Genomic DNA, 22,282 nt, shown 5'->3' on the forward strand with positions numbered 1-22,282 from the left:
AGGTCTCGTCGCAATCTTCGGTTTCGTGTTACACGGAATCCGGTGTTGCGACAAATCTCTGGTGTTGCGTAAGGAACGTGTCAGTCACCGGGGGTAATTGCATTACTCTTTTGTCGAGGGCTCATGCGTTGGTTTCGTCCTGGTGTCTGTTTCGTTCAGCGAGCGTACCTGTCGTCTCAATTGCTCGGCCAGTATTTCCAGGACTGCCGCTTCTTTGCTGGCGAGGTTGTGCATTTCGCCTGGATCATTTTGCAGATCATAAAGCTCAACAAATCTGTCTCTTGTTCCATTCTGGTCGAGTGAGTCTTTCATGACCGTTTCGATGTACTTCCAGCGGTGATCACGAAGAGTCCAAACTGGCCCGTCCGCCGCTTCAGGTGCCGGAACCTCAATCAGAACGCGGTCTCTCCATTTTGAGTTGGTGATTCCCCCAACCAGTGGAACCAGACTTTTTCCGTGAACGGCGGATGGGGGCTCCAGCCCGGCGAGTTCGTAGATTGTGGCAGCGATGTCGATGTTCAGCACCAACTCGTCGCACACGCGTGGAGCGATCGATGGAGCAGAGATTGCCATGGGGATACGGATCGATTCTTCATACGGAAGTCCGTTGCCGGCCATTCCGTGTTCACCAAGCAACCAGCCATTGTCTCCCATCAGAATAAACCAGGTGTTGTTCTGAAGCTGAAGGCTTTCCAGTTCATCCAGAAAGCGTCCAATTGCGATGTCCATTTGCTCAACCGCTGCATAGTAATCCCGTAAGTGCCGAGCAATCGCGTCCGTTTTTTCGTAGCCAAACTCGGATGCAAGGATTCGGTTTCGCGACGTTTTCAGTATGTCCGGTTTGCCATTCAGCTCATCATTCCAGTTTGCAGGTACGGGCATTTGCGCCAGGTCGAACACGTTTTTGTGTTCGTCATCCGCGGGCCAGATACCGTTTTGGTCACAATGCGGTACCTGCGTGCACAGCCACAAGACAAATGGCTTCTTCTGACTCAACGCTGAATGAACGAATCGTGCAGACTCCTCTGCGACTACATCGTCCACGAAACCGCGTGTTTTCTGCTGGCGTCCATCTATCCTGAAGTCTCGATCGTACCACGCTCCATCCGACCAGAATGTGGAAGCAAATTCAAATCCGCAGTCTTCGGGTGAATTATTCAGGTGCCACTTGCCTGCGACGCCAGTCAGATATCCAGCTGCTCTCAGAGCATGCGCGAAAGAACGACCTGGATTCCGCAACGAGACGGCGTGGTCGGTGGCAATGCTGCGGGCGTTCCCGTATCGCCCGGTAAGACACGCCGCTCGAGTTGACGAATGTTTCGCCTGCGTCACGAATGCGTTCCTGAATCGTGTTCCCCGCCCGGCTATCCGATCGAGATTCGGCGTCTGGAGAAATTCATTCCCGGCGCAGGAGAGTCCATCCCAACGGTGGGCGTCTGTCAGTATGAAGACGATGTTGGGTCGCGGAACCGCTTTGACAACGACGGCGTCAATATCGTCCGCGCTTACGTCCTGAACCAACCAGATGTTGCAGGCCATCAGTGTCAGCGTTCCCAGCAACAGCCCACGAACGCCCCGGTGTGCAGACCTCATTTTCAACTCCTTATGGTTTGTCGGCATAATGAATCCGGGGAAGTGGAAGGCCGGTCCGGGCAGCAATGTCGAGAGTCAGGAGTCGGGCCTTTCAGGCCAGAAAACAAGACCAGCTAAAACCAGAGACGATGCCCCCAATGCGATTGGAACATGGCGGACGCATCCCGGAAAATTAACTGACTGCGGTTCATATGTCCGCCCTGAATCAGGAATTCCCCGGAGCATGGGGCATGAGGTGTTAGCGCGGGGCCTCGCAATTTTCCCGCCAGTGCATGATTGATCCACGGACCATTTGTCCCATCTTGGGCGGGCTCGCTTCGAACTCTACCCGAAATCCCTGATCGGTTAGTGCCTCCGAACATGTGGGACCTATCGATGCCACCATTGTTCGGCCGCAAGCAGTCCGGAACGCGGAATCCAGGCTTAGTGATTCTGCGACCGACAAGACGTTGCTAACCTGGTTGGCACTTGTAAACATCAGGATATCGACATTGTTATCAACGATTTTCCTGATCGCAGATTCGAGCGGAGTGGTGTCATCCGGAAGAGCCCAGCGATATACAGGCACTCGAGTGACCAACGCACCACGCGACCGCAATTCTTCATACAACCGATTGTTCGGCAATCCATACTCCTGTATCGCAATCCGTCTTCCCGAGAGTCGAAACCTTTCCGGCTCAGACTCGGCGGCTTCATCCATTGACTGCAGTAGTTCACGCCAGGTATTCGGTTCAGGCGCTTTGATGGCAAACTTCAAGCCCGCGTTCGACAGGACGGGAACCGGTTTTGGGCCTCGAACGATGATGTCCATCGACTGCATTGCGGCAATCAGTGGATCGAACAATTGATGGACCTTTGCGACATCGAACAAGGCGGCGGTACCCACACCAGTCATCAGAATCAACAGGGGAAATTGCCCTTCGATCGCCTGAGTGATGAATGACAACGCCTCCGGGTTGTCTTCAATCGGGATTTCCTGCATCGAAGGGGCGGTTAAAGGGCTGCCTCCGTTCCGTTCAATCAGCGTCGCCATCTCTTCTGCTCGACGACTTTCAAAACAACAAACCACAGGCTGATGTTTCATTACATGCTCACTCGACGAATACTTCTGCAGAAATAGTCCACTACAGCTTGCTCGTCCACCTGAGTTACGACGTCGATCATATTCTGAGAAGTCCGAGTTCTTCGGCCATCCACAACCGTCATTCCCGTCGTCAGATTGCCGGCGGTTTCGACATCGACAGAGGCCGTTTCGAAACTGAAGCGTTCAGCTCGAACTGCAACCGCCAGCGCTGTCACTGCGCTCAATGCCAGGCCTTCCTGTGGCATATGCTGCCGCGTTGCCCGGAGTGAATAATGCATTAATGCGGTTACAAATTCTCCGATAGCAGTTGACGGGATGAGCCCACTGATTCGATCGATATCTTCAAATGTCAGCATGGGCTGCAGGCTGACATCCAGCGGGACCATCACTTTCCCGGCAGGAGAATTCAGTACGCTGCGGGCTGCCAGGGGATCTGCCCACATGTTGAATTCAGCGACCGCTGTTACGTCGCCTGGACAATGAATCGCACCACCAAGACAAGTGAGTCCACCAAGAATCATTGGCAACTCCGGGTCAAACTCGAAAGCCATCGCGATATTTGTCAGTGGTCCGAGCGACAGGATTCGAACTTCCTGAGGGTGTTCACGCACGATATCAACGATAAGTTTTGCGGATTCCCGACGATTATGAAGATCGGGTACGCGAGGGTCCGCGTCTCCCAAACCAAACCTACCGTTGAGCAATGAATGGGCAGGAGCTCCCGGTGGCACATGCTCTCCAGGGGCTTCTTCAATTTCCGACTGGCCAATCCGAGGGTGCCGGAGCGGGTCAGCAAGTCCGGTGATGAACTGCAGATTACGGGTCGCCTGAACTCCGGATACAGTGCCGCCAGTGGCGGTCAACCCCAGCACATCAATGGTTGGATCCACCATTGCAACCAGCACTGCAAGCGTGTCGCCAATGCCAGAGTCTGTATCGATGATCAGTTTCTTGCTCAATGCAACGGTCCTTAGAAGCAACGGTCCTTAGAATTTCATCGCGCTGGAGCGAACTCAACGATGAACTATTTCAGTGTCAGCGGAATTGAAATCTGTTTGCCATCTCGAATCACTTCAATTCGGATCTGATCGCCGGGGCGATGGCTCTCAACCTCTGAAAGAAACTCATCGACTTCGATGGTCTTCTTTCCATTTACACCCACTATCAGATCGGCCGCGTTTCGATCCTCCGATTCGAAGATCACAAACCCGCGCTTAACCCGACGGATCTCGGGGCCTTTCAACCCGGAGCGAATCGCCGCACCATCAGGATCGAGCCGAAGGATTCTGAGCCCCGCTTCAGTTCGCATGACTTCCAGAATCCCGCTATCCGGGCGGATTACCCGGCCGTGTTCAATCAGCTCTGGTACAACTCGACGAATCAGGTTCACCGGAATCGCGAAGCCAATTCCCGAATTCTGTCCGGTCTTACTTGCGATCGCCGTGTTCATTCCAATTAAGGCACCGTGAGAATTGAAGAGCGGGCCGCCTGAGTTTCCAGGATTGATCGCAGCGTCGGTCTGTATCACGGATTTGATCGACCGAGCTCTGGTTACCGGCAAAGTACGGTTCAGGCTGCTGATGATCCCGGTTGTCATTGTGCGTTCGAGCCCGAACGGGTTGCCGATGGCGTAGACCTTCATCCCAACTTTCAGTCGGGAAGAATCTCCAAGCCGAACTGGATACAACACATCAGCGGGGGCGTTCACTTTTACAACAGCCATGTCATTGATGGGATCGACCCCGACAGGTTCCGCCTCGTATGACTCACCGTTGTAAAGTGTGACTTGAATTCGCTCAGCATCTTCAACCACGTGAAAGTTCGTCAGCACATGTCCTTCGTGGTCAATCACAAACCCGGACCCGGCGTCAGCTGTTGGGTTGTCCATGAACATTACCCGAGCCGCTCCGATCCGCGTCGCGATATTGGCGACGCTGCGGTTGTTGCTTTCATACACGAAAACCGAAGCCGCTTCGTCGGGAGTGAGCCCTTCGTTGTCGTAGATGCCGGCGGGAAGCTGACTGCTGTTCTCGAAAGAACCTTTGTCAGCCGGACTGCCGGTCCGAGGAACGAGAATCTGCCCCGAAACTGTCTGCAACTGCCTGGGAGCCTTCAATTGAGCTTCTGCGGTTTCGACCGAATCCACACACGCGAATAACAGAACGCATGCGACCAGCAATTTGCGAACTGTAATCCCGGTCATGACATTTCCTCCATGTGAATGAAAATTGAAGAGCCCTGCACACTTTCAGGGATTATCAAAGCGATTTCAGAATACTGTCAATGTCCTTCGCACTTCTCCATCCAACCAAAGCTTTCACGGGTTCTCCATTCCTGAATATGACAAGGTGCGGAATGCCTTCGACTCCAAAGTAGCGAGTTAGTTTGGCATTCGACAATTCATCAACATTTGCTTTCACAAGCACAAGGCTGTCGCCCCAGTCATTCTTGACCTTCTGCAACTCAGCACCCAGCTGCACGCAAGGACCGCACCAGGGAGCCCAGAAATCCACGATGACTGGAGTTTGGTCATTTCTTCGCACTTGTGCGAGGAATTGGTCTGTGGGGTGATCATGGTCATCTTCCCCTTCCTTCTCCGTGGAGATGATCTCCACGGCACCGTCTGGACAATCAGCCATCGAGACATCGACGCTCGGATTCTGGCAACCCGCCATTGGCAGGAGAATCAGGCACGCCAATACACAGACTCGTCTTAATGTGAATGATCCGCTCAACAAAGTCTTCATCTGTTACCTCAGCGTTTTTGATCTCACTAAAATCTACCCGACTGTCGTTCACGCAGTTCCGTTCAGATTATGGCAGAATCGGCCCGGGGTTAGCAGCCCCATTATTACGTGCAGACCCTGCCGCTCAGCAAATCATCCCGGTTCCGATCTTAACCGTGCCACAATACGCCGTCGAATTTCGTGACAGCTCGGGCTAAGACGCCTGTTGAACAACCGGACTGACTCGAGCAGGAGACCTTAAAACACGATGGTTTGCAACGTCCTGCGTGTCTGTCGCGGTTCTTCAACGGACAGCTAAACGCCTAATTCTTATCTGCGACGATCTGCATCCGCCAGAGCGGTTGCTGTTCCAGCTCACTATTCAGCAGGAGGAATTTTCCGTCGCGACTGAAGCAGACTGTCTCTCCCTGTTTTCGCGGGGGAAGGATGAGAGATGTTGGCGGCCGCTGCAAAGCATCAACCCATGATTCATCCAGCTGACGATGAATGAGAAAACCGGTGAGCGGAGTCACAACGGCCATGTACCTGTTGTCGGCAGAAACATCCATTCCCGTGGCGAATGGTACACCAAACCCGACAACCCGCCGAGCCGTGACTAATCCGGTCGGCTTAGCTTCGGAGCTGTGATTTCTCGGCATCAGAGTGCTGAGATCAAATGAATACAGGCCACATTTATGCGGAAGGGACTTCAGTACCATCAAAACCTGGCCGCTCGATGTATCGACACCGATGCTCTCGCAATTGTGAGCTCCGTCCTCCCAGATAAAATCAACAACCGCGGTCGGTTTGACGGTCAGTTCTGCAACCTGGTCGACCAGTGTCGGAATCTGTGGTTCGGGGATCAGCAACAACTGGCAAACGGGGTTTGTTCCGGCGACATTCCCAGCCCCTCGTTTCCTGGCATTGTCTCCGAAGTCGGCGACCAGCAACCATGATTCCCCCTGCCACTCGAACGAACACATGTCTTCCCAGTCGAATGGATTGACGCCCGCCAGAGTGACGACTGCCCGGGTCTTTCCGGTTTGATCAACACAGAACAGACGAGGCAGGTCACCAGAATCATTGTGCATCCAGAGAAGTGCAGGATCGCGGATTGAGCATGCCAAACCGCTCGCCTCATTGATTCTTTCATCGTCGACAATACAAACCTGGTTGAATCGTCCTTCAGCATCATCGTCAATCGTTGTCGAAGGCCGAATTGAACTGCTGGCGGTCACCCCGACCAGACAGATTAATCCCATGAAAACGGTGGCGGTCGACCATCTCTTCTGCGCAGTCCGCAAAACTCGATTCCAGAAGTTGTTCGTTGTCATATGTCGCTCTCTGCCGCAGATGTAAATTCCCGCTTTTCCGCGATAAGAAGTGCTGCACCCAGAAAGCAAACTGTAAGTCCAATCAGCCAGAGGATCTGCTCAGTGTTTCCGCCGTCAGCGAAGACGTATTTAAAAAACATATTGCCCTGCATTTGATCGCGACGGACGGGGTCGGCCCAATTGATCATCAACGACCGCAGGCGATACTGCACCGTGATACGATTGATGACGGCCGGAATGAGGCTCAGCACAACTTCAACGAGTGCGACGTAGCCGACACTGAATACCATCGACCGATTGGGAAATGATGCTCCGATCATCAGAAACAGGGCTGAGTAGGCGCAGGCGGACAGGATGCTGAGTCGCACCATTGTCCACCACGTTCGAAAAATTGCCGGGCTCTGGTCGGAATAAAGTGTTTCTGTGAGAGAACTACTGAACAGCCTGATCAGCCCTTCAGAAACTGTTTCGGCTCCACGCCAGGCGGCAAAATCCATCTGGCTGACGATCGTTGCCAGAGTAATACTCAGCACTGCCGATGTTACCGCCCACACGACGGCCACCAGAAATTTGCCCAGCATCATCCACATCACCCCACGAGGCCGGGTCGCGAGATAGATCCAGCTTCGTTGCTCAAGTTCACTTGCAATGGCGGGAGCCGCATTCAGGAACACACCCAGCATGCAACAGACGGATGGAATCAGCAGATAGAATACAATTGACCATACCGTGGCAATTTCATCGGGACGCATGCCCGCCGCAAACCGAGGCTGACGACGAATCATGAACGTGATTGCAACGGGAAACATCGCAAGAACAAACCACCAGCCAAGCCGGGCGAATGTCAGTGTGCGACGCCATTCGTAGAAGAACACAGCGCTGAGTGAGTTCACAGTTCCCCCCGATGAATCTTCATCAGTGAGTTGAACAGGGATTGAAGTGAGTCATCCGCTGTTCGCATTTCGAAAATGGTCAAATCGTTCTCACGCACCCACTGAGGCAGTGTGCTCGCCAGCTTTCCCGTCGCGCGAGTTTGCAGAATGAGTACATCCTGACCAGCATCATTGAGACTGATTCTGGTCGAATCTGCCAGGTCATGCTGAACGAGCATTCCTGCCAGAACTCGAGGCTTGTCGCATCGAATATGCATCTCCATGGGGACATTAAACAGCAGTTCGTAGACTTCGGATGCCGTGCCTGATGCCAGCAGTCGTCCGCCCGAAATCAGCAGGAAAGACTCGGTCAGCGCTTCAATTTCGTGCAGAACATGGCTTGCAATGACAATACTTCTTCCCCGGTCAATCCATTCGCGCAGCAGTTCTGTCATCTGTGCCCGGCCGACGGGGTCCAGCCCACTGAGTGGTTCATCCAGAATCAGCAACTCCGGGTCGTGGGCAATCGCCTGAGCCAGTTTTGTTCGCTGACGCATGCCGCGAGAATAGCCCGAGATTGGCCGGCGCATGGCGTGTGTCATCCCTACACGATCCAGCGCGGACATGGCTCTTGCACGCGCTTCCGCCGCCTGGTATCCATGCATTCGAAGCAGGAATATGACCCAATCCAGGCCTTTGACCCCCGAATACATGCCTTCAAAACTGGGGCAGTAACCAATTCGTTTCATGAGACTGTGATTGTTGCGAGGATTCTCGCCGAGCACATGCACTGTACCGCGCGTTGGGCGCAGCTGTCCCGTCAGAAGATTGAGCATCGTGCTCTTGCCCGCCCCATTCGGTCCCAGCAGGCCGTATGCGCCGGGCGGCAGCGACATACTGATATCATTGACGCCGAGGACTTTGCCATAAAGGCGCGTGACGCTGTCGAACTCTATCACCTGGTCAGACCTTCATCGGAGCCGAAATGCGGCGGACCAAAATGGCGAGCGAAATGCCCGTCAGCGCGAACAACATCGACAGCCGCGTCTGAATGTCTTCGACCCCCGTATTCACATCCAGAATCCATCCCGTCAGATCCCGAAACAGATGAAACAAACTTAACGATTGCAGCACTACACTTGTGTCTGATGAAGAGAATGCCATCAGGGCTCCATGGGTCGCATAGCCAAAAATCCAGATCGCAAACCATGCGAACGATGCATAACGAGACTCTGTCGTGAGTGAAGAAAAAGTCAGTGCAAGAATTGCACTGGGGATCGTAATCACTGCGGATGCCGCAAACACTCGCAGTGGAATATCCCATGTGTGCATGACGATACCGATGCCAGGAGAAAGCAGGACTCCGACCGTGTAAAGCAATAGACCGGGGACCAGTGTCACCAGAGTCGTGTATAACAGTATTGTGGCAAGCTTGCCCAGCAGGTACTGAAACTGTGTGAGTGGTCGCGAAAAATAAAGAAGGAATGCGCGTGAGCGAACATCCTGCGAAATAAGCGGCGGGGCGATCAATCCAATGATCGGAATCATGATGAATGCCTGGGACCGCTGAAACAGGCTCAGCATCAGCGTCGTCCAGAACTGATGACGACTTTGTGCCAGTGTTTCCGGTGTTGTGCTGCTTTGGGCTGACTGAATGAGTTCCTGCACCATATCCGTCGGGCCACGCTGGGCGAGCAACAATCGAGACAATCCTCGAAAGAACTCGGGCGAAGCGCCACCGTCTTCAGCACTGCGTTCGAACAGGAAGATCATGAAACCCATGGCGGCAGCCGGGACCCATGCAAAGAAAACAACGCGACGCAGCCACGAACTCTGCCAGGCGCGACGAATCCCGATGCCAGCCACCACCGACCAGCGACTCATCGATGACTCAAGACGCCCGGTCCATCGCCGGTACCCCAGATTATGAATGGGCAACTTTCACCTCCCGTACGGCGTCCAGAAAAATCTGCTCGAGTGAATTGCGGGATGGCTGAATACTGCGGATGACGGCACCGGTTGATTCGGCACACTTCCAGATGATTGAGCTCACTTCTTCGAGTGAACCAAACACCTTCAGGCTGCGGGCCGGTTGGTGTTCAAATCGTAAACCATTTTCGGTCAACTGATTGGCCATCGCCTCCAGGTCGCCGGTGAACTGCAGAGTGAGCGACGGCTCTCGCACTGTGCACAGAGACTCCAGACTGTCGGACAACTGAACTCTGCCGTTTGCCAGAATGGTTACTGCATCACACACCGTCTGAACATCACGCAGTATGTGGGTGCAGAGGATGATGGCCTTGCCGAATTGTCGGTGAAGAATCCGAATTCGGTTTAACATCGCGTCGCGTTCCTGCGGATCAAGTCCAGACGTTGGCTCATCCAGAATCAACAGCCGCGGATCGTGGACGATTGCCATTCCGAATCGCAGTTTCTGACGCATGCCGGTCGAATAGGTCTCGACGTTTCGATAACGCTCCTGACCCATGCCGCAAAAATCCAGAATTTCATGCCCCCGCCGCAGCGCTTCCGTTGAAGCCATACGGGACAGTTGTGCGGCAACCTGCATGGATTCGATTCCGGACAAACCGTGCATGTAGCAATCATCTTCCGGCATGTATCCAATCTGTGAGCGAATCAACTGCTGCTGCGTCCCCAGCGCGCTTCCCAGAATCTGTCCGCTTCCGGAATTAACCTTCACCAGTCCCAGCAACACTTTGATCAGGGTGCTTTTCCCGGCGCCATTTGGCCCCAGCAAGCCAGTGATGCCCTCCTCAATTTTCAATGAGACATTATGCAGTGCCTGGAAGCTGCCATAACTCTTTGAAAGGTCGTTGAGTTCAATCAATGCGGACACGCGTCCGACCCCTTTGCTGCAATAGGCTCTTCCGAAATCCCAATACCCGAGATCACTAACCTCGCCCAATGTAATCCTGTTTTGAAGGAAGCACGATGGCATCCAGAAAGTTCACGTCATCCGGCATTGTCAGCATTGCCATTGCTGCTTTGACGATTGTCTGCACGGACATCATAGGTTCGCGATCCGATTCTGCATCAGAATCACACCTGCGTTCGACGGAAACATTCCCAGGGTGAAGGCAGCTGACGATAATTCCAAATTCACGCCCTTCCAGGGCAGCAGCATGCGTCAACCCCTGAACGCCAAATTTTGCAGAAGTGTAAGGGACGGAGTGCATTCTGGCACGCTGTGCAGAAATCGATCCAATATTCAGAACGCGGCCGCTTCGACGAGGTTTCATGAGTCGGAATGCTTCACGAGTACAAAGGAATGGCCCTGTCAGGCAGGCCCCCAGAACATTTTCCCATTCCTCCATCGTGAGGGATTCAATTGGACCGCCATCGAAGTTTCCCGCGTTGTTGATCACAAGATCCACGCACCCGAACCTCTCAACTGTCGATGCAAAGAGTCGTTCGACGTCCGATTCAACCCCAACATCGGCAGCCACAGCGAACACAAATCCCGCCGGAACTGCCGCTCGCGACACCAATTCCTCCGCGGCCGACTGGATCTGATCCTCGCGGCGAGAGCAGATCACAACTCGACAACCTTCTTTCAGCAGCGCAAGGGCAAGTCCGAATCCAATACCGCGACTCGCGCCAGTAACAATTGCAACTTTTTTGGAAAGCGTTGACATTTGGGAACATTATGCTCCGGAAAAGAGGGGAATTTCCCCGAGTGCAACAGTCAGATTTCACCAAATATGCACCTTTTAGCCGAAAAACCCGCCGGAGACGACCGGGTAAAGATTTCCGGGCAGATTTTGCAAATTGAATCCGTTGGTCGAACGTACTAAAAAAAGACTAGCCGTAACAGAAGATATACGGCAGTATTCATGGGTAGCTGATAGACGTGATCCTCACGAAAATCTGAAAAAGAACTTTGAACCAGAAGGGAGTGAAATGCGTTCAGGTGGCGAGTCATCACCCCTGAACAGATCTGAGGGATTTTGAAATCCCGTTGGGTTGTGTGATGTGGTTAAGGCCTGACTTCTGGCAGGAACTGAGCCAGGATGTCGGACCTTTGGAACTAGGCTATTGCTCCAGTAACAAAGGTACTTGCAATGAAGATCAACGTTCACATCGATTCCAGTATTTCATCCAGTGCTTCGGACTTGATTCATCGGCGATGCAGTTTTGCATTCAGCCGGTTTGAGTCGTCAATCGATGAAGTCTTTGTCACGCTGACAGACGAAAACGGGCCCAGAGGCGGCGAGAGCATACGATGCGTCGTTCGCATTCAGATATCCAAACGTCCGGATATCATCATCCACGAGCAATGCGACACTTTCGAACGCGCGGTTGGTATCGCCATTGAAAGAGCAGCCCATCAGGTTGCCCGCAAGATCAATCGCCGAGGGTTCGCGAACGCCACACTGAGGCGAGGCTTCATTCCAACAGGCATCGAAGCTGTTCCAGCATAGATTGTTCACGGACTGCCCACCGTCAATCTGCTGGCAGTGAGTCCATGTGAGCTGGCCCGAATCCGACGGGAAGATTTGAGGAACGCATTCGTGCAGACACCAATGCCCGTGCACGCATTCCTGGCAAGCCCAGACTCATCTGTCCGGTTTGACCCAACGCAAAAGGAGGCGAATTGAGAATTGTTTATGAATTCCTTCCACCAGAAACGACAACGGCGGCCACTTCCGTGACCGCCGTTTTCTGATGAGCGTCTTAGCAACGAGCCACTCCGGCCCTGTCAATCAACCGATGTCAAAGCTGACTCTCGAAGAACAACCGTGGCCTAGATGAACTTTGTTTTGCCAGGGATTGCGACTTCTGGCACCGGGACATCAGTCCATTCGTATGACGCCGGGGACAGGTCCTCTTTCGAATTCATCACCTGATCCCAGGTCAGTTTTTGCCCTGTGTAGGATGCCATCCGACCTGCAATTGCCATCATGGTGCTTTTGGACATGTAGTCGCCGTTGTTGATCGGTTTACCAGCGAGAATTCCGGCGAACAGTTCGTCATGTTCAATCTGATACATGTCGCCGCCTTCACCCTTGAAGCTCCAGATTTCATTGCCGCTGTGATCGAAGATCTTGTGGGCCATGACGTCAACACGGCCTTTCGTTCCAATGATGTAGTCTTCGACTTCTGTTTCACAATTTGGCCAGTGTCGGCATCTTGCGAACGCTTTCACACCATTTGCCCATTGATAGACCACATTGAAGTGGTCGTAGATATTGCCGTAGCGTTCGTCGGTCCGCACCTGACGCCCGCCACTGCCACTGATCGATACCGGAGGCTCATCGCCCATCGCCCACATCATCTTGTCGAGACTGTGGATGTGCTGCTCGACATTGAAGTCGCCCGAAAGCCACGTGTAGTAGTACCAGTTGCGAAGCTGGTATTCCATTTGATTCTTACACTGATCCGGAGTTCGACGTGGGTCCCAAACACCGCCAGTCATGTAGCTGCATTGCATTGACACAATATCGCCGATGGCGCCGTTTCTAATTTGTTCGAATGTCGCTCGTTTTCCGTGGTGGTACCGCCAGCAAAGTCCTGAGACGAGCGACAGATTCTTCTGTCGTGCAATCTCCGTTGATTCCAGCACAGACCGAACGCCCGGTGCATCGACGGCGACTGGCTTTTCGCAAAAGACATGTTTTCCCGCGTCGACAGCGGCCCGCAGATGTAACGGGCGAAAATGAGGCGTTGTTGCCAGCAAGACGACATCTGATGCATCAATCACCTGCTTGTAGGCATCGAAGCCAACGTAGCAATGAGCATCGTCGGCCGTGACGCGATCAGGCTTCCCTTCCTTGTTGAAACTCCTGGTCAATCTCCGTCGGCAACTCTCCAGAATGTCGTCAAAAACATCACCGAAAGCGACAAGCTCAGCCCCCTCATAGGCCGACAGTGCCTGGCTGGCTGCTCCGGAGCCTCGCCCGCCACAGCCAATAAGGCCAACTTTCAGTCGATCGCTCCCGTCTGCATAGATGGCCGCATTCAGATTACCTGGCACAGCACTGGTTGCGACGGCTGCGGCTCCAGTCGCCATGAACATTCGCCTCGATACATTGGATTGGCCTTCGGAACTCATTGAGGATGACATCAGTATAGACCTCGTTGGTGGAGAGAATTTAGACGCGACAGCAAGTGTGTTGAATGCTGATTCGCGATGATTTCAGGGAGCCATCTCCCGGTGGGAATGACAGGGTGACCAGAATTGACGTTGTGGTCAAGGAAACGACATCGTAACTCACCCTGAAAAACAGACAATGGACCAGGCCACGCGGATGACACGGCGAGCCCGGGCCCTGATTCAATGTCTAACACGGTGTTGAGTGTCCAACACGGTGTTCAATGTTGGTCTCAAAAGGGCTGAGTCGGCCACGCGAGTGAATCAGAAGAGAATTCCTGGCGAAATACTTCGCCCTGCCGCTACGGGATTGCCGTCCTCGGTTGAGATCCTCGTAAAACGCCCTTTCTCTGTGACGCGTGGAACCGTACAGCAGAACGCCGACATTTTGAATGTTGCAGCCGAAACCAGCGCAAGGCAGACAAGAGTACGGCAATCTCGGACGCGTTGTACAGTTGCATTTTTCGGCGGGAAGTTCGATCCTGACCCCTTCCCCCCACAAGCGCGCCCGTTGCTGGCTCACGGAAAGATTTGCGTGATGAGATTTCTTGTTTTCTGCCACATGGTTTGCGCTGCCACAGTCGCTTACGCTCAGGACTGGCCGCAGGCATCGGGACCAAATCTGAATTTTCAGGCGAAAGGTGCTGCGCCTCCTTTGAACTGGTCGGTTGTGGATGGCACAAATATTCTCTGGCGGACGCCCCTTTCGGAAGGCGGACAAAGTGCCGTGACCGTCTGGGGCGAAAAAGCATTCGTGACGACACATCGCCCGATGGATAAACCCAGCGATCGAATGGAACCCAACATCGTTGGATATTGTCTGGATTCCACTTCGGGGAAGATCCTGTGGACGGTCGACCTTCCTGGCACGGTCCCGGTTCAAACGGCAGGGATTTTCAGCGATGCAACCGTATTCGCACCCATTACCGATGGTCAGCATGTCTGGTTCTTCAATCGCTGCGGTTCGATGGGCTGCTTTGATTACCAGGGCAACCGCGTTTGGCTTCGAGAGTTTCACCCACGTAGACGCCACACGAATCGACAGTGCGAACCGATGATGGTGGGCGACAAGATCATCACCGTCGAAGTCCGCAACAAGGAGGCTGGACAACGGCTGGTCAGACACCAGGCAGTCCCGGAAGATGTCGATCCCCGGGACGTCTGGACGTATCTGCATGCCATCGACAAAACGACAGGTGAATTAGTGTGGGTAGGCGAAGCTGGAACATCGATTCATAATTCGCCGATGGCAGGTCAGTTGAGCGATGGACGCTGGGCGATCGCTCATGGCCGTGGTGGTGGACATGCCCCTCTGGAGAAACCATATGGCGTCAGTCTGACATTGCTGGAGACGGGCAGGTTGCTCTGGAGCCACGAAGTTACGGCCGATTGTTCCTGGAATTCCCACTGGAATTCGAAACACGTTTATTGGTTTGACAGGCAGAATCACCTGGTGCTGGATAGCGAAACAGGCCAGGTGCTGCGGAAGCAGAGCCTCAGTGAAAACGTGGACATCGTGGATGCCGAAACAGGTGCTAGTGAGAAAGGGATTCCGATCCGGGTCGGCAGGAATATGCCGATGACAAACCAGTCCAATATCGTTGTGGGCGACTGGCACTATTTCCTTGCTCACGACTTCCCCGCCATCGGCCGAGTGAATGTCGAAACCGGCAGGACTGAGTATCTGCGTGTCCCGGTACAATTAGCCGCAGGACACCCCCCCGTACGAATCCGTGAAAAGCAGAATGCCATCCAGAACGACACGAAGAATTCACGCGGGATCGATATTGCGGCGGACAAACGATCTCAGGGGACAGGATGGGGGCACGTCTCCGCGGCCAGTCCAATTCTGGTCAACCAGCACCTTTTCTTTCCGATCATGAACGGCACCGTCTACGTCATCGATGCCTATGCCAGTACGCTCGATCAGCAGGCATTGATCGCTGTCAACGACCTTGGCCCAGCTGGGCAAACCTGGACTTTGGCATCATTCAGCTACGCGAACGGGAGACTCTGGATGCATACGATGAAGGAAGTCATCTGCATTGGCCGCAATTGAAGCACTTGATAGAACGGAAGGTTTGTCCGACTGACTCAGGTCCCCGCCCGCCGTCGTATCCTTGCCATAGCTCTCTTGCTTTCCTGATGTTTTGCCCTGCCGCATTGAGTTTTATTGCAGGTAGATGAACTCTTTGAAGCAGTACATGGAGTGGATCAGTTCGCTGAGAACGGCGACATCGTCAATCATGTCGGGAATCTCACCGATCTCGCTGAGTTGACCGTTTGCCTGGCGGATCTTTTCCTTCAGTTCAGCCACCCGAAGACGCTCCACTTCGGACATCGCCTGTTGCACCTGATCCTCCGTCACAAAGATATCTCCCCCATGATACGATGCCTGAACCTGCTCCCCGGTTAACGCGACGTCATAAATTCGGGCGGCCTGAATGACTCCCTGCAGGAAGCGATTGCCGCCGGCAGGAAGGTGTCGCAGTCCGAAAGTTGCAACGGTACCGTCTTTTTCAAATTCCTGTGGACCGCTGCTTTGGTAAGGCTTCCCGTACGGCTGCCCATTCCGATAACCCGAGATCTTTCCGTCCTCTGTATAAACGATCGCGATATGCACAGATTGCTGATCGGCATTGGATTCCACAGAGCCGCCAAAAGACTGCGTTCGTGCGAACACATTGCTTCCCGCCAGCCACTGCTGTGGAGCTTGTTCAGCGTATACGATGGCATCAAATGTTGCCCCGTTCAGTGATTGCACACTCAAGACCCCGCCGGCCCGCTGCTGCAGGTCTTTCAGCTGCACGCGCGCTTCCAGAGTCTTGGCATGGAGTGTTTTGGATAATGGTTTCGAAACCGCATACGCAGATTGGTTCGTCACATCCAATCCATGACTCGCCAGTCTGGCTCCGTTTTTCAATTCCACATCAGCGTCGCCTACTTGATCTTCCGGGGATCGCGTGAAATCCCACGCCGCAACCGGAGTCGGCACGGCAGTAGCCTGCAGAGGCTGAGTCCCGGGATTCGCAGCCTCCCGTAACTCTCTGGCCTTCCCAAGGAGCAATTCACGCAAAGGAGCTTTAATCAGGTTGATCTCCCGTTCCTTTGTTTTCACATCCTCTTTCAGCATCGCCGCTTGCCGTTGTAATTGTTGTAGTTCGCCTCTGATTTCACTCAGATACTTCAGCGAAGATTCAGTTTCTTCGGCTGTCGGCAAACGAGCGAGCAAACGCACGAATAATTGCTGGATCATCGAGTCTGATATCTCCGCGGAATCTTTCGTGAGTTCCCGTGCCAGCAATTCCGACAAACGATGGATAAGCGGATCGTTCAGCAGTGCGAGAGACTGGGCGGGAACGTTAGTCGCATCGCGACGCCCAACGGCACTGAATGGTTCGGGAAAGTCAAAGACACGCAGGAACGCATCAAGAGAATTACGTCGCACTTGCACGTAGACTCCCCGTCGCCCCTGACTTCCGGCAACCGGTGGGCCGAACATAGTCCTGTCCAGTGCACCTGAAGTCATGAGCAACGCGTCACGAATTGATTCCGCCTCAAGGCGGTGCACCGACATCCGAGACAGAAGGCGGTTATCCGGGTCAACTGTCGTTGCCTGCTGTGTTGCTTCTGACGATTGTTGCCACGTTTGAGATGTCAGCACCAGACGAATCATCGCTTTGATCGACCACTGCTGATGGACCAGTTCGTCTGCCATCCAGTCCAGCAAATCCGGATGTGATGGGGTTTGTCCCATGCGTCCAAAGTTGTCCGGGGTTGGGACGATTCCCTGACCGAAGAGGTGGTGCCAGATCCGATTCACAATCACGCGCCGCGTGAGTGGGTTGTCACTTCGAAGCACATCCTCAGCCAGCTGTCGCCGTCCACTGCCGGATACCTGGTAGGGGGAATCATCTATCGCCTGTAAAAATCTTCGCGGAACTACTTCAGCTGGTTGCTTGTGGTTTCCACGAACATACAGCCGCTGGTCTATGCCCCCGGATTCTTCCAGCCCTGGCACCGTCGTTGGCGTCTTTAACCGCACCTCAACAGAACGGTATTGATTGAGTGCTTCAGTAACGTCCGGCACCTGGTCGACTGAATTTGGAAGCAGATTCTGTCGCAGGCACGTACCCAGGAAAACTAACTGCGAATCCGTCGCCGTGTTATTTCGCCAGGCAACAACAGCGTCACGCAGAGTCCGGCCATACAATCTGGCAATGTCCTCCACCGACTTCATCAGCGAAATATCTACCTCAGAAAGCAGCGCATCGTTGAATTCAGAATCGAATGACGGTGGTGCGGGCTGTCCGTTCGGGACAATGACCGCTTTGCGAATACCAAACCATGATCGGTCAACTTTCGTCGCCAGGAGTGGTGCCATTTGCGCCGTCGCGATCTCCAGATGGATGGTATCTCCCTTCCAGTAACTGGCATCGAAACGTTGCCAGTTCCACTGGTTCAGAATCCTGGGGACCGGGTAGACGGTGCCGTTCCTGGGATAATTCTGTACGACGTAACGATGAGATGCCGTGCCGTCCCCGATGACCTGAAGCCAGATATCAACCGGCTCCGTCAACTCAACGTCAGGGGAAGTCAACCTGGCAACATCTTTCGATGAAGCAAGGTGTGAGTAGATACCGGCTGGGTACACAGCATCGATGACAGAGACGCCATCACTTGAAATTGTCCATGGTGCCCCGGCGGGCAACCCAGCCTGATTCAACCAGGAATTGCCATTGAAAATCCATTCGTCGGTAGTGTTTTCTTCTGCGAAGTCCCACCATCGCAGGGAGCTCCTGGGTTCTCGCTGAATGTCATCCTCAGCGCCCGTCGCCGTCGTGTTTTGATCGTTTCCAGGAACGTCCCGTCGAGCTGCATGGGCGGTTGCTTCGGCCCATTGTTTTCGACGATCTGCGTCCTGCTGCCAGCGATCTCTGGTCGAAGTCATCCAGGCGTTCAGCGCCGCTGGATCATTTCGTAGTGGCTCATTCTTCTGCATCGCTTGTTGCAGCTGATACCAGTCGTGCAGCAACCAACCTGGCGTTGATGCATTTTCCCAAACCGAACGATCCGACAACAAACGTTCAGAAAACTGTTCGGCGCAGGAGATCCAGCGTTCTGCAACGATCTGCTGAATCTGCATTCGCAGAGCATGCATTTCATCGCGGTCTTCAGATTGTGAATCCGGCAAGTCCATGACATTTCGCCCGGGACGACACGAATTCAGCACGCCGTAGAGTGCGTAGTAGTCTGCCTGACTCACGGGATCGAACTTGTGGTTGTGGCAACGCGCGCAGGAAATGGTCAGGCCCAGAAATGCCTTGCTGAAGGTGTTTACCTGGTCGTCCATAAAACGAACACGTTCATCCAGAGCGTCGGTTGGTGCGAATCCGTGAAAGACCATTCGCCAGTGGGCTGTGCCAACCAAAGACTCGTCAATCTGCAGCTCATGATTCAACCGCGGATGCTCAAGTAAATCACCGGCAATATGCTCCCGAACCAGTTGATCGTAGGGCACGTCGGCGTTCAACGCGCGAATCAGGTAGTCGCGGTAATGCCATGCATTTTCGATGATCGGATCGCCCTCCGACCCATGTGAGTCGGCATAGCGAATCCAGTCCATCCAGTGCCGAGCCCAGTGTTCTCCAAAAGCGGATGAAGCCAGCAGTTCATCAATCAGTTCAGCAACGGCACGTGGCCTGTCGCCAGCCGCGCCTGCCTCCAGAAAACGATCGGACCACGTACGGACTTCCGTCGGTGTGGGCGGTAATCCCGTAAGAGCAAAAAAAAGTCTTCGGATGAGTACGTGGTCGGAGGCAGAGCGAGCAGGATGAAGCCCGTTTTCGGTGAGTCGGGCCTGAATGAATCGATCGACGGGGTGGTCGATACCCTCAATCTGCGGCGGTTCTACCGCGTTGACAGGTCGAAAACTCCACCATTGCAAACGATCCCTGAACGCGCTTTCCCAGGAATTTGTGCGGGCCAGCTCTTCCGGGCTGGGTGGTTCTTCTCGAGGATCAATGGCTCCGTCTGCAATCCATCGTTCGAAATCATCAATGACATTTTCGGAAAGCTTCGGGCCTCCCTGAGGCATCTCGATTCCGGCCGTCTCATGTCGGATGGCTTTCAGCAGGATGCTTCGTTTCAGGTTGCCGGGCACCACAGCAGGCCCGCTGTCTCCACCAGTCAGCAGACCGCTGCGATTATCCAGCGTGAGCCCGCCTTCAGCGACGTCAACAGAGTTATGGCATTCATAACATTCGCGGATCAATACTGGTCGGATCCGTGACTCAAAGAATTCCAGTTTCGGATCTTCCCCGCGAGCCAGTTGACAATGGAAGTGCAGGAGCAGAAGCAACAGCCAGTGTGTCAACTGACGATATCGGCTCTTTGCGCCAAAGGGGCTTGGGCAGTTCAATGAACTGCAGACGAAGAATGGCGACAAATGTGCGTTGCGGAAATTCATCATGGTCACACGAGGTCGGTAGAATTTGGCTGGCTTGAGTCTGCGGGGAATGAATTGTCTCGATCTGTCGGGCGTTAAGCAACTTACCGAACGCGACGAACATCGCGTCCAGCGATGCTGCCCTGTTATTCCTCGCATTGATTTTGGGGAATGCACGTAGGGCAATACCGGGCTGCTCAATATCGTGAACTCAATTTTCCCTCATAAGAATGGGTGAGGACACTGTGTGAATCACAGACAAGCTGAAATCCTGAGCGGGTGTACGTAAACTGAGTGTGGTTCGATCAATGCTGACATCGCAGGGAACAGTACAGGTGTCGTAGACAACGGTGTCAAGACGGCCACATGCCGCCCGGCAGCGTGTTAAGAATCGGGACTGGCTCGAGCAGGAGACCTTAAAACACAATGGTTTCGAGTCCGCCAGCATGCCTGTCCCGGTTTTTCAACGGACAGCCAGGCTCGAGGACGCTTCGTTTTGATGAATGTCAGGGAATACGGCCGGACAAGTAGCGGTCGAAGGGACAATCGACTAAGACACGCGGTTTGCGCGATGCTGATGTTTCATCTGAGCGGAAACAGCATCAAGTGTGGCGTGGGGCAGAAAGCCTGCCTCCCATTCGTTCCTCCCCGCGACAATGAAAGTAATGGCCGATGCCACCCTGGGTGACGGACCTGATTCAGATTGCAATCGCTCTGTTTCTTGTAGCTGTCAACGGATTCTTCGTTGCAGCGGAGTTTGCGCTGGTAAAGGTGCGCGGCAGTCAGATCAATGAACTGCTCGAGCAGAAACGGCCATTCGCAAAGTCCGCGCTCTGGCTGATGGAGAGGCTCGAACAATCGCTCTCCGCATGTCAGCTTGGCATCACGATGGCTTCACTTGCATTGGGCTGGGTCGGAGAGCCCGCGTTTGCACATCTTCTGGAGCCTGTTTTCGGCTGGTTTGGAATCACATCGGAAGGCGTGATTCACACACTCGGCTTCATCATCGCGTTCACAACAATCACCGCACTGCATCTGGTCATTGGTGAACAAGCTCCGAAGATCTTCGCCATACGGAAGCCTGAGGTCATGTTGCTTTGGTGTGCAGCGCCAATGCGAGTGTTTTTCATTCTGTCGTACCCTTTAATGGCAATGTTAAACTGGACGACCTCATCACTGCTGGCGCGAATGGGGCTGGAGCAGGCTGGCGAGCATGGGGAACCTGTTTCAGAAGCAGAATTGCGACTGATGCTTTCAGAGTCCCACCGACACGGTTTCATTACCCGCTCTGAGCATAGTCTTATTGATGCTGTTTTCGAATTCGATGACATGGTGTGTCGTCGAATCATGGTTCCACGCAATGAAGTGGAGTATTTCGACCTCAAGGATTCGCTGTCGACATTTCTGGAACAGGTTCGTCGTACCAAACACACCCGGTTCCCGGTTTGCGACGGATCACTTGATGAGGTCCGGGGAATTGTCCACATCAAAGACCTCATCGGGATTTCTCCGGATTCTGATTTTGATCTGCAGTCGATCATTCGTCCGCCACGCAAAGTTCCGGAGAACATGCCCATCAGCAAACTGCTGAAGCACTTTCAGGCGACGCACCAGTTGATGGCGATTGTGGTTGATGAATACGGAATGAATATCGGTATCGTGACCCTGGAGAATGTTCTTGAAGAAATCATCGGGGAGGTCGATGATGAGTTCGACGAACAACAACGTGACATCATTGCGGCCGGGCCCAACGCATGGATTGTTCTCGGCAGTACACCCATTGATGATGTCTATGAGGCGCTGGGCATTCGGCCGATTGAAGCGGATGTCGACACGTTCGCCGGACTGCTGATGAATCAGGCTGAGCGGATTCTGCACTGCGGCGATACGGTAATGATCGCAGGTTACCGCGCGGAAATTATGGAGACACGCGACGATTGCCCGGTACGGGTGCGCATGACGAAGCCGTAGAATGCCCAAACACAGCTGGAAGGCCGACGGACTCTTCACCAGGAACTGTGTGGATGCGTGCTGCTCATGCGGCAATTTCCATCTCCTCTGCCGCCCGATGAACAATCCGATCCACGGATGTGATGCAACAAGAGTGGATTGC

Annotated in this window: 16 protein-coding genes; 3 read left to right on the forward strand and 13 right to left on the reverse strand. The window is 53.8% G+C overall.

Annotated elements, in window-relative coordinates; genetic code table 11:
- Positions 1-102 precede the first annotated feature (102 nt).
- The 11 genes from R3C20_16695 to R3C20_16745 form a co-directional block, all read right to left on the reverse strand.
- Positions 103-1,593 (reverse strand): sulfatase-like hydrolase/transferase, encoded by a 1,491-nt coding sequence (locus tag R3C20_16695; protein MEZ6042143.1) that lies wholly within the window; start codon positions 1,591-1,593, stop codon positions 103-105.
- Positions 1,594-1,831: 238 nt separating this feature from the next.
- Positions 1,832-2,677, reverse strand: coding sequence for a uroporphyrinogen-III synthase (locus tag R3C20_16700; GenBank protein ID MEZ6042144.1), 846 nt, complete (start codon positions 2,675-2,677; stop codon positions 1,832-1,834).
- Complete coding sequence (locus R3C20_16705; GenBank protein ID MEZ6042145.1) at positions 2,677-3,636, reverse strand: nucleoside hydrolase; 960 nt, start codon at positions 3,634-3,636, stop codon at positions 2,677-2,679. The genes R3C20_16700 and R3C20_16705 overlap by 1 nt, the downstream gene beginning before the upstream one ends.
- Before the next feature lie 65 nt (positions 3,637-3,701).
- A complete protein-coding gene (locus R3C20_16710; protein ID MEZ6042146.1) occupies positions 3,702-4,880 on the reverse strand; it encodes a trypsin-like peptidase domain-containing protein in 1,179 nt (392 codons plus the stop codon).
- Positions 4,881-4,935: 55 nt separating this feature from the next.
- A complete protein-coding gene (locus R3C20_16715) occupies positions 4,936-5,424 on the reverse strand; it encodes a thioredoxin domain-containing protein (GenBank protein MEZ6042147.1) in 489 nt (162 codons plus the stop codon).
- A 302-nt stretch (positions 5,425-5,726) separates the two neighbouring features.
- Positions 5,727-6,737 (reverse strand): hypothetical protein, encoded by a 1,011-nt coding sequence (locus R3C20_16720; protein MEZ6042148.1) that lies wholly within the window; start codon positions 6,735-6,737, stop codon positions 5,727-5,729.
- Positions 6,734-7,630 carry a hypothetical protein gene (locus R3C20_16725; GenBank protein ID MEZ6042149.1) on the reverse strand — a complete coding sequence of 299 codons (897 nt, stop codon included), beginning with the start codon at positions 7,628-7,630 and terminating at the stop codon, positions 6,734-6,736. The genes R3C20_16720 and R3C20_16725 overlap by 4 nt, the downstream gene beginning before the upstream one ends.
- Positions 7,627-8,568 carry an ABC transporter ATP-binding protein gene (locus R3C20_16730; protein ID MEZ6042150.1) on the reverse strand — a complete coding sequence of 314 codons (942 nt, stop codon included), beginning with the start codon at positions 8,566-8,568 and terminating at the stop codon, positions 7,627-7,629. Before R3C20_16730 ends, R3C20_16725 begins: the two co-directional genes overlap by 4 nt.
- 4 nt (positions 8,569-8,572) lie before the next feature.
- Positions 8,573-9,547: a hypothetical protein gene (locus R3C20_16735; GenBank protein ID MEZ6042151.1), complete on the reverse strand. Its 975-nt coding sequence runs from the start codon at positions 9,545-9,547 to the stop codon at positions 8,573-8,575.
- A complete protein-coding gene (locus R3C20_16740) occupies positions 9,534-10,466 on the reverse strand; it encodes an ABC transporter ATP-binding protein (GenBank protein ID MEZ6042152.1) in 933 nt (310 codons plus the stop codon). Before R3C20_16740 ends, R3C20_16735 begins: the two co-directional genes overlap by 14 nt.
- A gap of 55 nt (positions 10,467-10,521) precedes the next feature.
- Entirely contained in the window at positions 10,522-11,265 is a 744-nt protein-coding gene (locus R3C20_16745) for an SDR family oxidoreductase (GenBank protein MEZ6042153.1), read from the reverse strand.
- A gap of 426 nt (positions 11,266-11,691) precedes the next feature.
- Between R3C20_16745 and R3C20_16750 the strand changes: the two genes are divergently transcribed.
- Positions 11,692-12,051 carry a hypothetical protein gene (locus R3C20_16750; protein MEZ6042154.1) on the forward strand — a complete coding sequence of 120 codons (360 nt, stop codon included), beginning with the start codon at positions 11,692-11,694 and terminating at the stop codon, positions 12,049-12,051.
- Positions 12,052-12,374: 323 nt separating this feature from the next.
- On the opposite strand, the gene R3C20_16755 is transcribed toward R3C20_16750, so the two are convergent.
- The gene (locus R3C20_16755; GenBank protein ID MEZ6042155.1) at positions 12,375-13,694 is read right to left on the reverse strand and encodes a Gfo/Idh/MocA family oxidoreductase; all 1,320 of its coding nucleotides are present in this window, start codon (positions 13,692-13,694) and stop codon (positions 12,375-12,377) included.
- Positions 13,695-14,259: 565 nt separating this feature from the next.
- On the opposite strand from R3C20_16755, the gene R3C20_16760 reads away from it, so the two are divergent.
- Positions 14,260-15,780: a hypothetical protein gene (locus tag R3C20_16760; protein MEZ6042156.1), complete on the forward strand. Its 1,521-nt coding sequence runs from the start codon at positions 14,260-14,262 to the stop codon at positions 15,778-15,780.
- A 111-nt stretch (positions 15,781-15,891) separates the two neighbouring features.
- Here R3C20_16760 and R3C20_16765 read toward each other — a convergent pair whose 3' ends face one another.
- Entirely contained in the window at positions 15,892-20,193 is a 4,302-nt protein-coding gene (locus tag R3C20_16765) for a DUF1553 domain-containing protein (protein ID MEZ6042157.1), read from the reverse strand.
- A gap of 648 nt (positions 20,194-20,841) precedes the next feature.
- On the opposite strand from R3C20_16765, the gene R3C20_16770 reads away from it, so the two are divergent.
- The gene (locus R3C20_16770; protein ID MEZ6042158.1) at positions 20,842-22,140 is read left to right on the forward strand and encodes a hemolysin family protein; all 1,299 of its coding nucleotides are present in this window, start codon (positions 20,842-20,844) and stop codon (positions 22,138-22,140) included.
- The last annotated feature ends 142 nt before the right edge of the window (positions 22,141-22,282 follow it).

Source organism: Planctomycetaceae bacterium (assembly GCA_041398825.1).
Taxonomy (GTDB): domain Bacteria; phylum Planctomycetota; class Planctomycetia; order Planctomycetales; family Planctomycetaceae; genus F1-80-MAGs062.

Excerpts from the sequence above, each read along its gene's own strand:
- R3C20_16695 (MEZ6042143.1), bottom strand. The coding sequence starts at position 1,593 with ATGAGGTCTGCACACCGGGGCGTTCGTGGGCTGTTGCTGGGAACGCTG.
- R3C20_16700 (MEZ6042144.1), bottom strand. The coding sequence starts at position 2,677 with ATGAAACATCAGCCTGTGGTTTGTTGTTTTGAAAGTCGTCGAGCAGAA.
- R3C20_16710 (MEZ6042146.1), bottom strand. The coding sequence starts at position 4,880 with ATGACCGGGATTACAGTTCGCAAATTGCTGGTCGCATGCGTTCTGTTA.
- R3C20_16715 (MEZ6042147.1), bottom strand. The coding sequence starts at position 5,424 with ATGAAGACTTTGTTGAGCGGATCATTCACATTAAGACGAGTCTGTGTA.
- R3C20_16720 (MEZ6042148.1), bottom strand. The coding sequence starts at position 6,737 with ATGACAACGAACAACTTCTGGAATCGAGTTTTGCGGACTGCGCAGAAG.
- R3C20_16745 (MEZ6042153.1), bottom strand. The coding sequence starts at position 11,265 with ATGTCAACGCTTTCCAAAAAAGTTGCAATTGTTACTGGCGCGAGTCGC.
- R3C20_16750 (MEZ6042154.1), top strand. The coding sequence starts at position 11,692 with ATGAAGATCAACGTTCACATCGATTCCAGTATTTCATCCAGTGCTTCG.
- R3C20_16755 (MEZ6042155.1), bottom strand. The coding sequence starts at position 13,694 with ATGTCATCCTCAATGAGTTCCGAAGGCCAATCCAATGTATCGAGGCGA.
- R3C20_16760 (MEZ6042156.1), top strand. The coding sequence starts at position 14,260 with ATGAGATTTCTTGTTTTCTGCCACATGGTTTGCGCTGCCACAGTCGCT.
- R3C20_16765 (MEZ6042157.1), bottom strand. The coding sequence starts at position 20,193 with ATGATGAATTTCCGCAACGCACATTTGTCGCCATTCTTCGTCTGCAGT.
- R3C20_16770 (MEZ6042158.1), top strand. The coding sequence starts at position 20,842 with ATGCCACCCTGGGTGACGGACCTGATTCAGATTGCAATCGCTCTGTTT.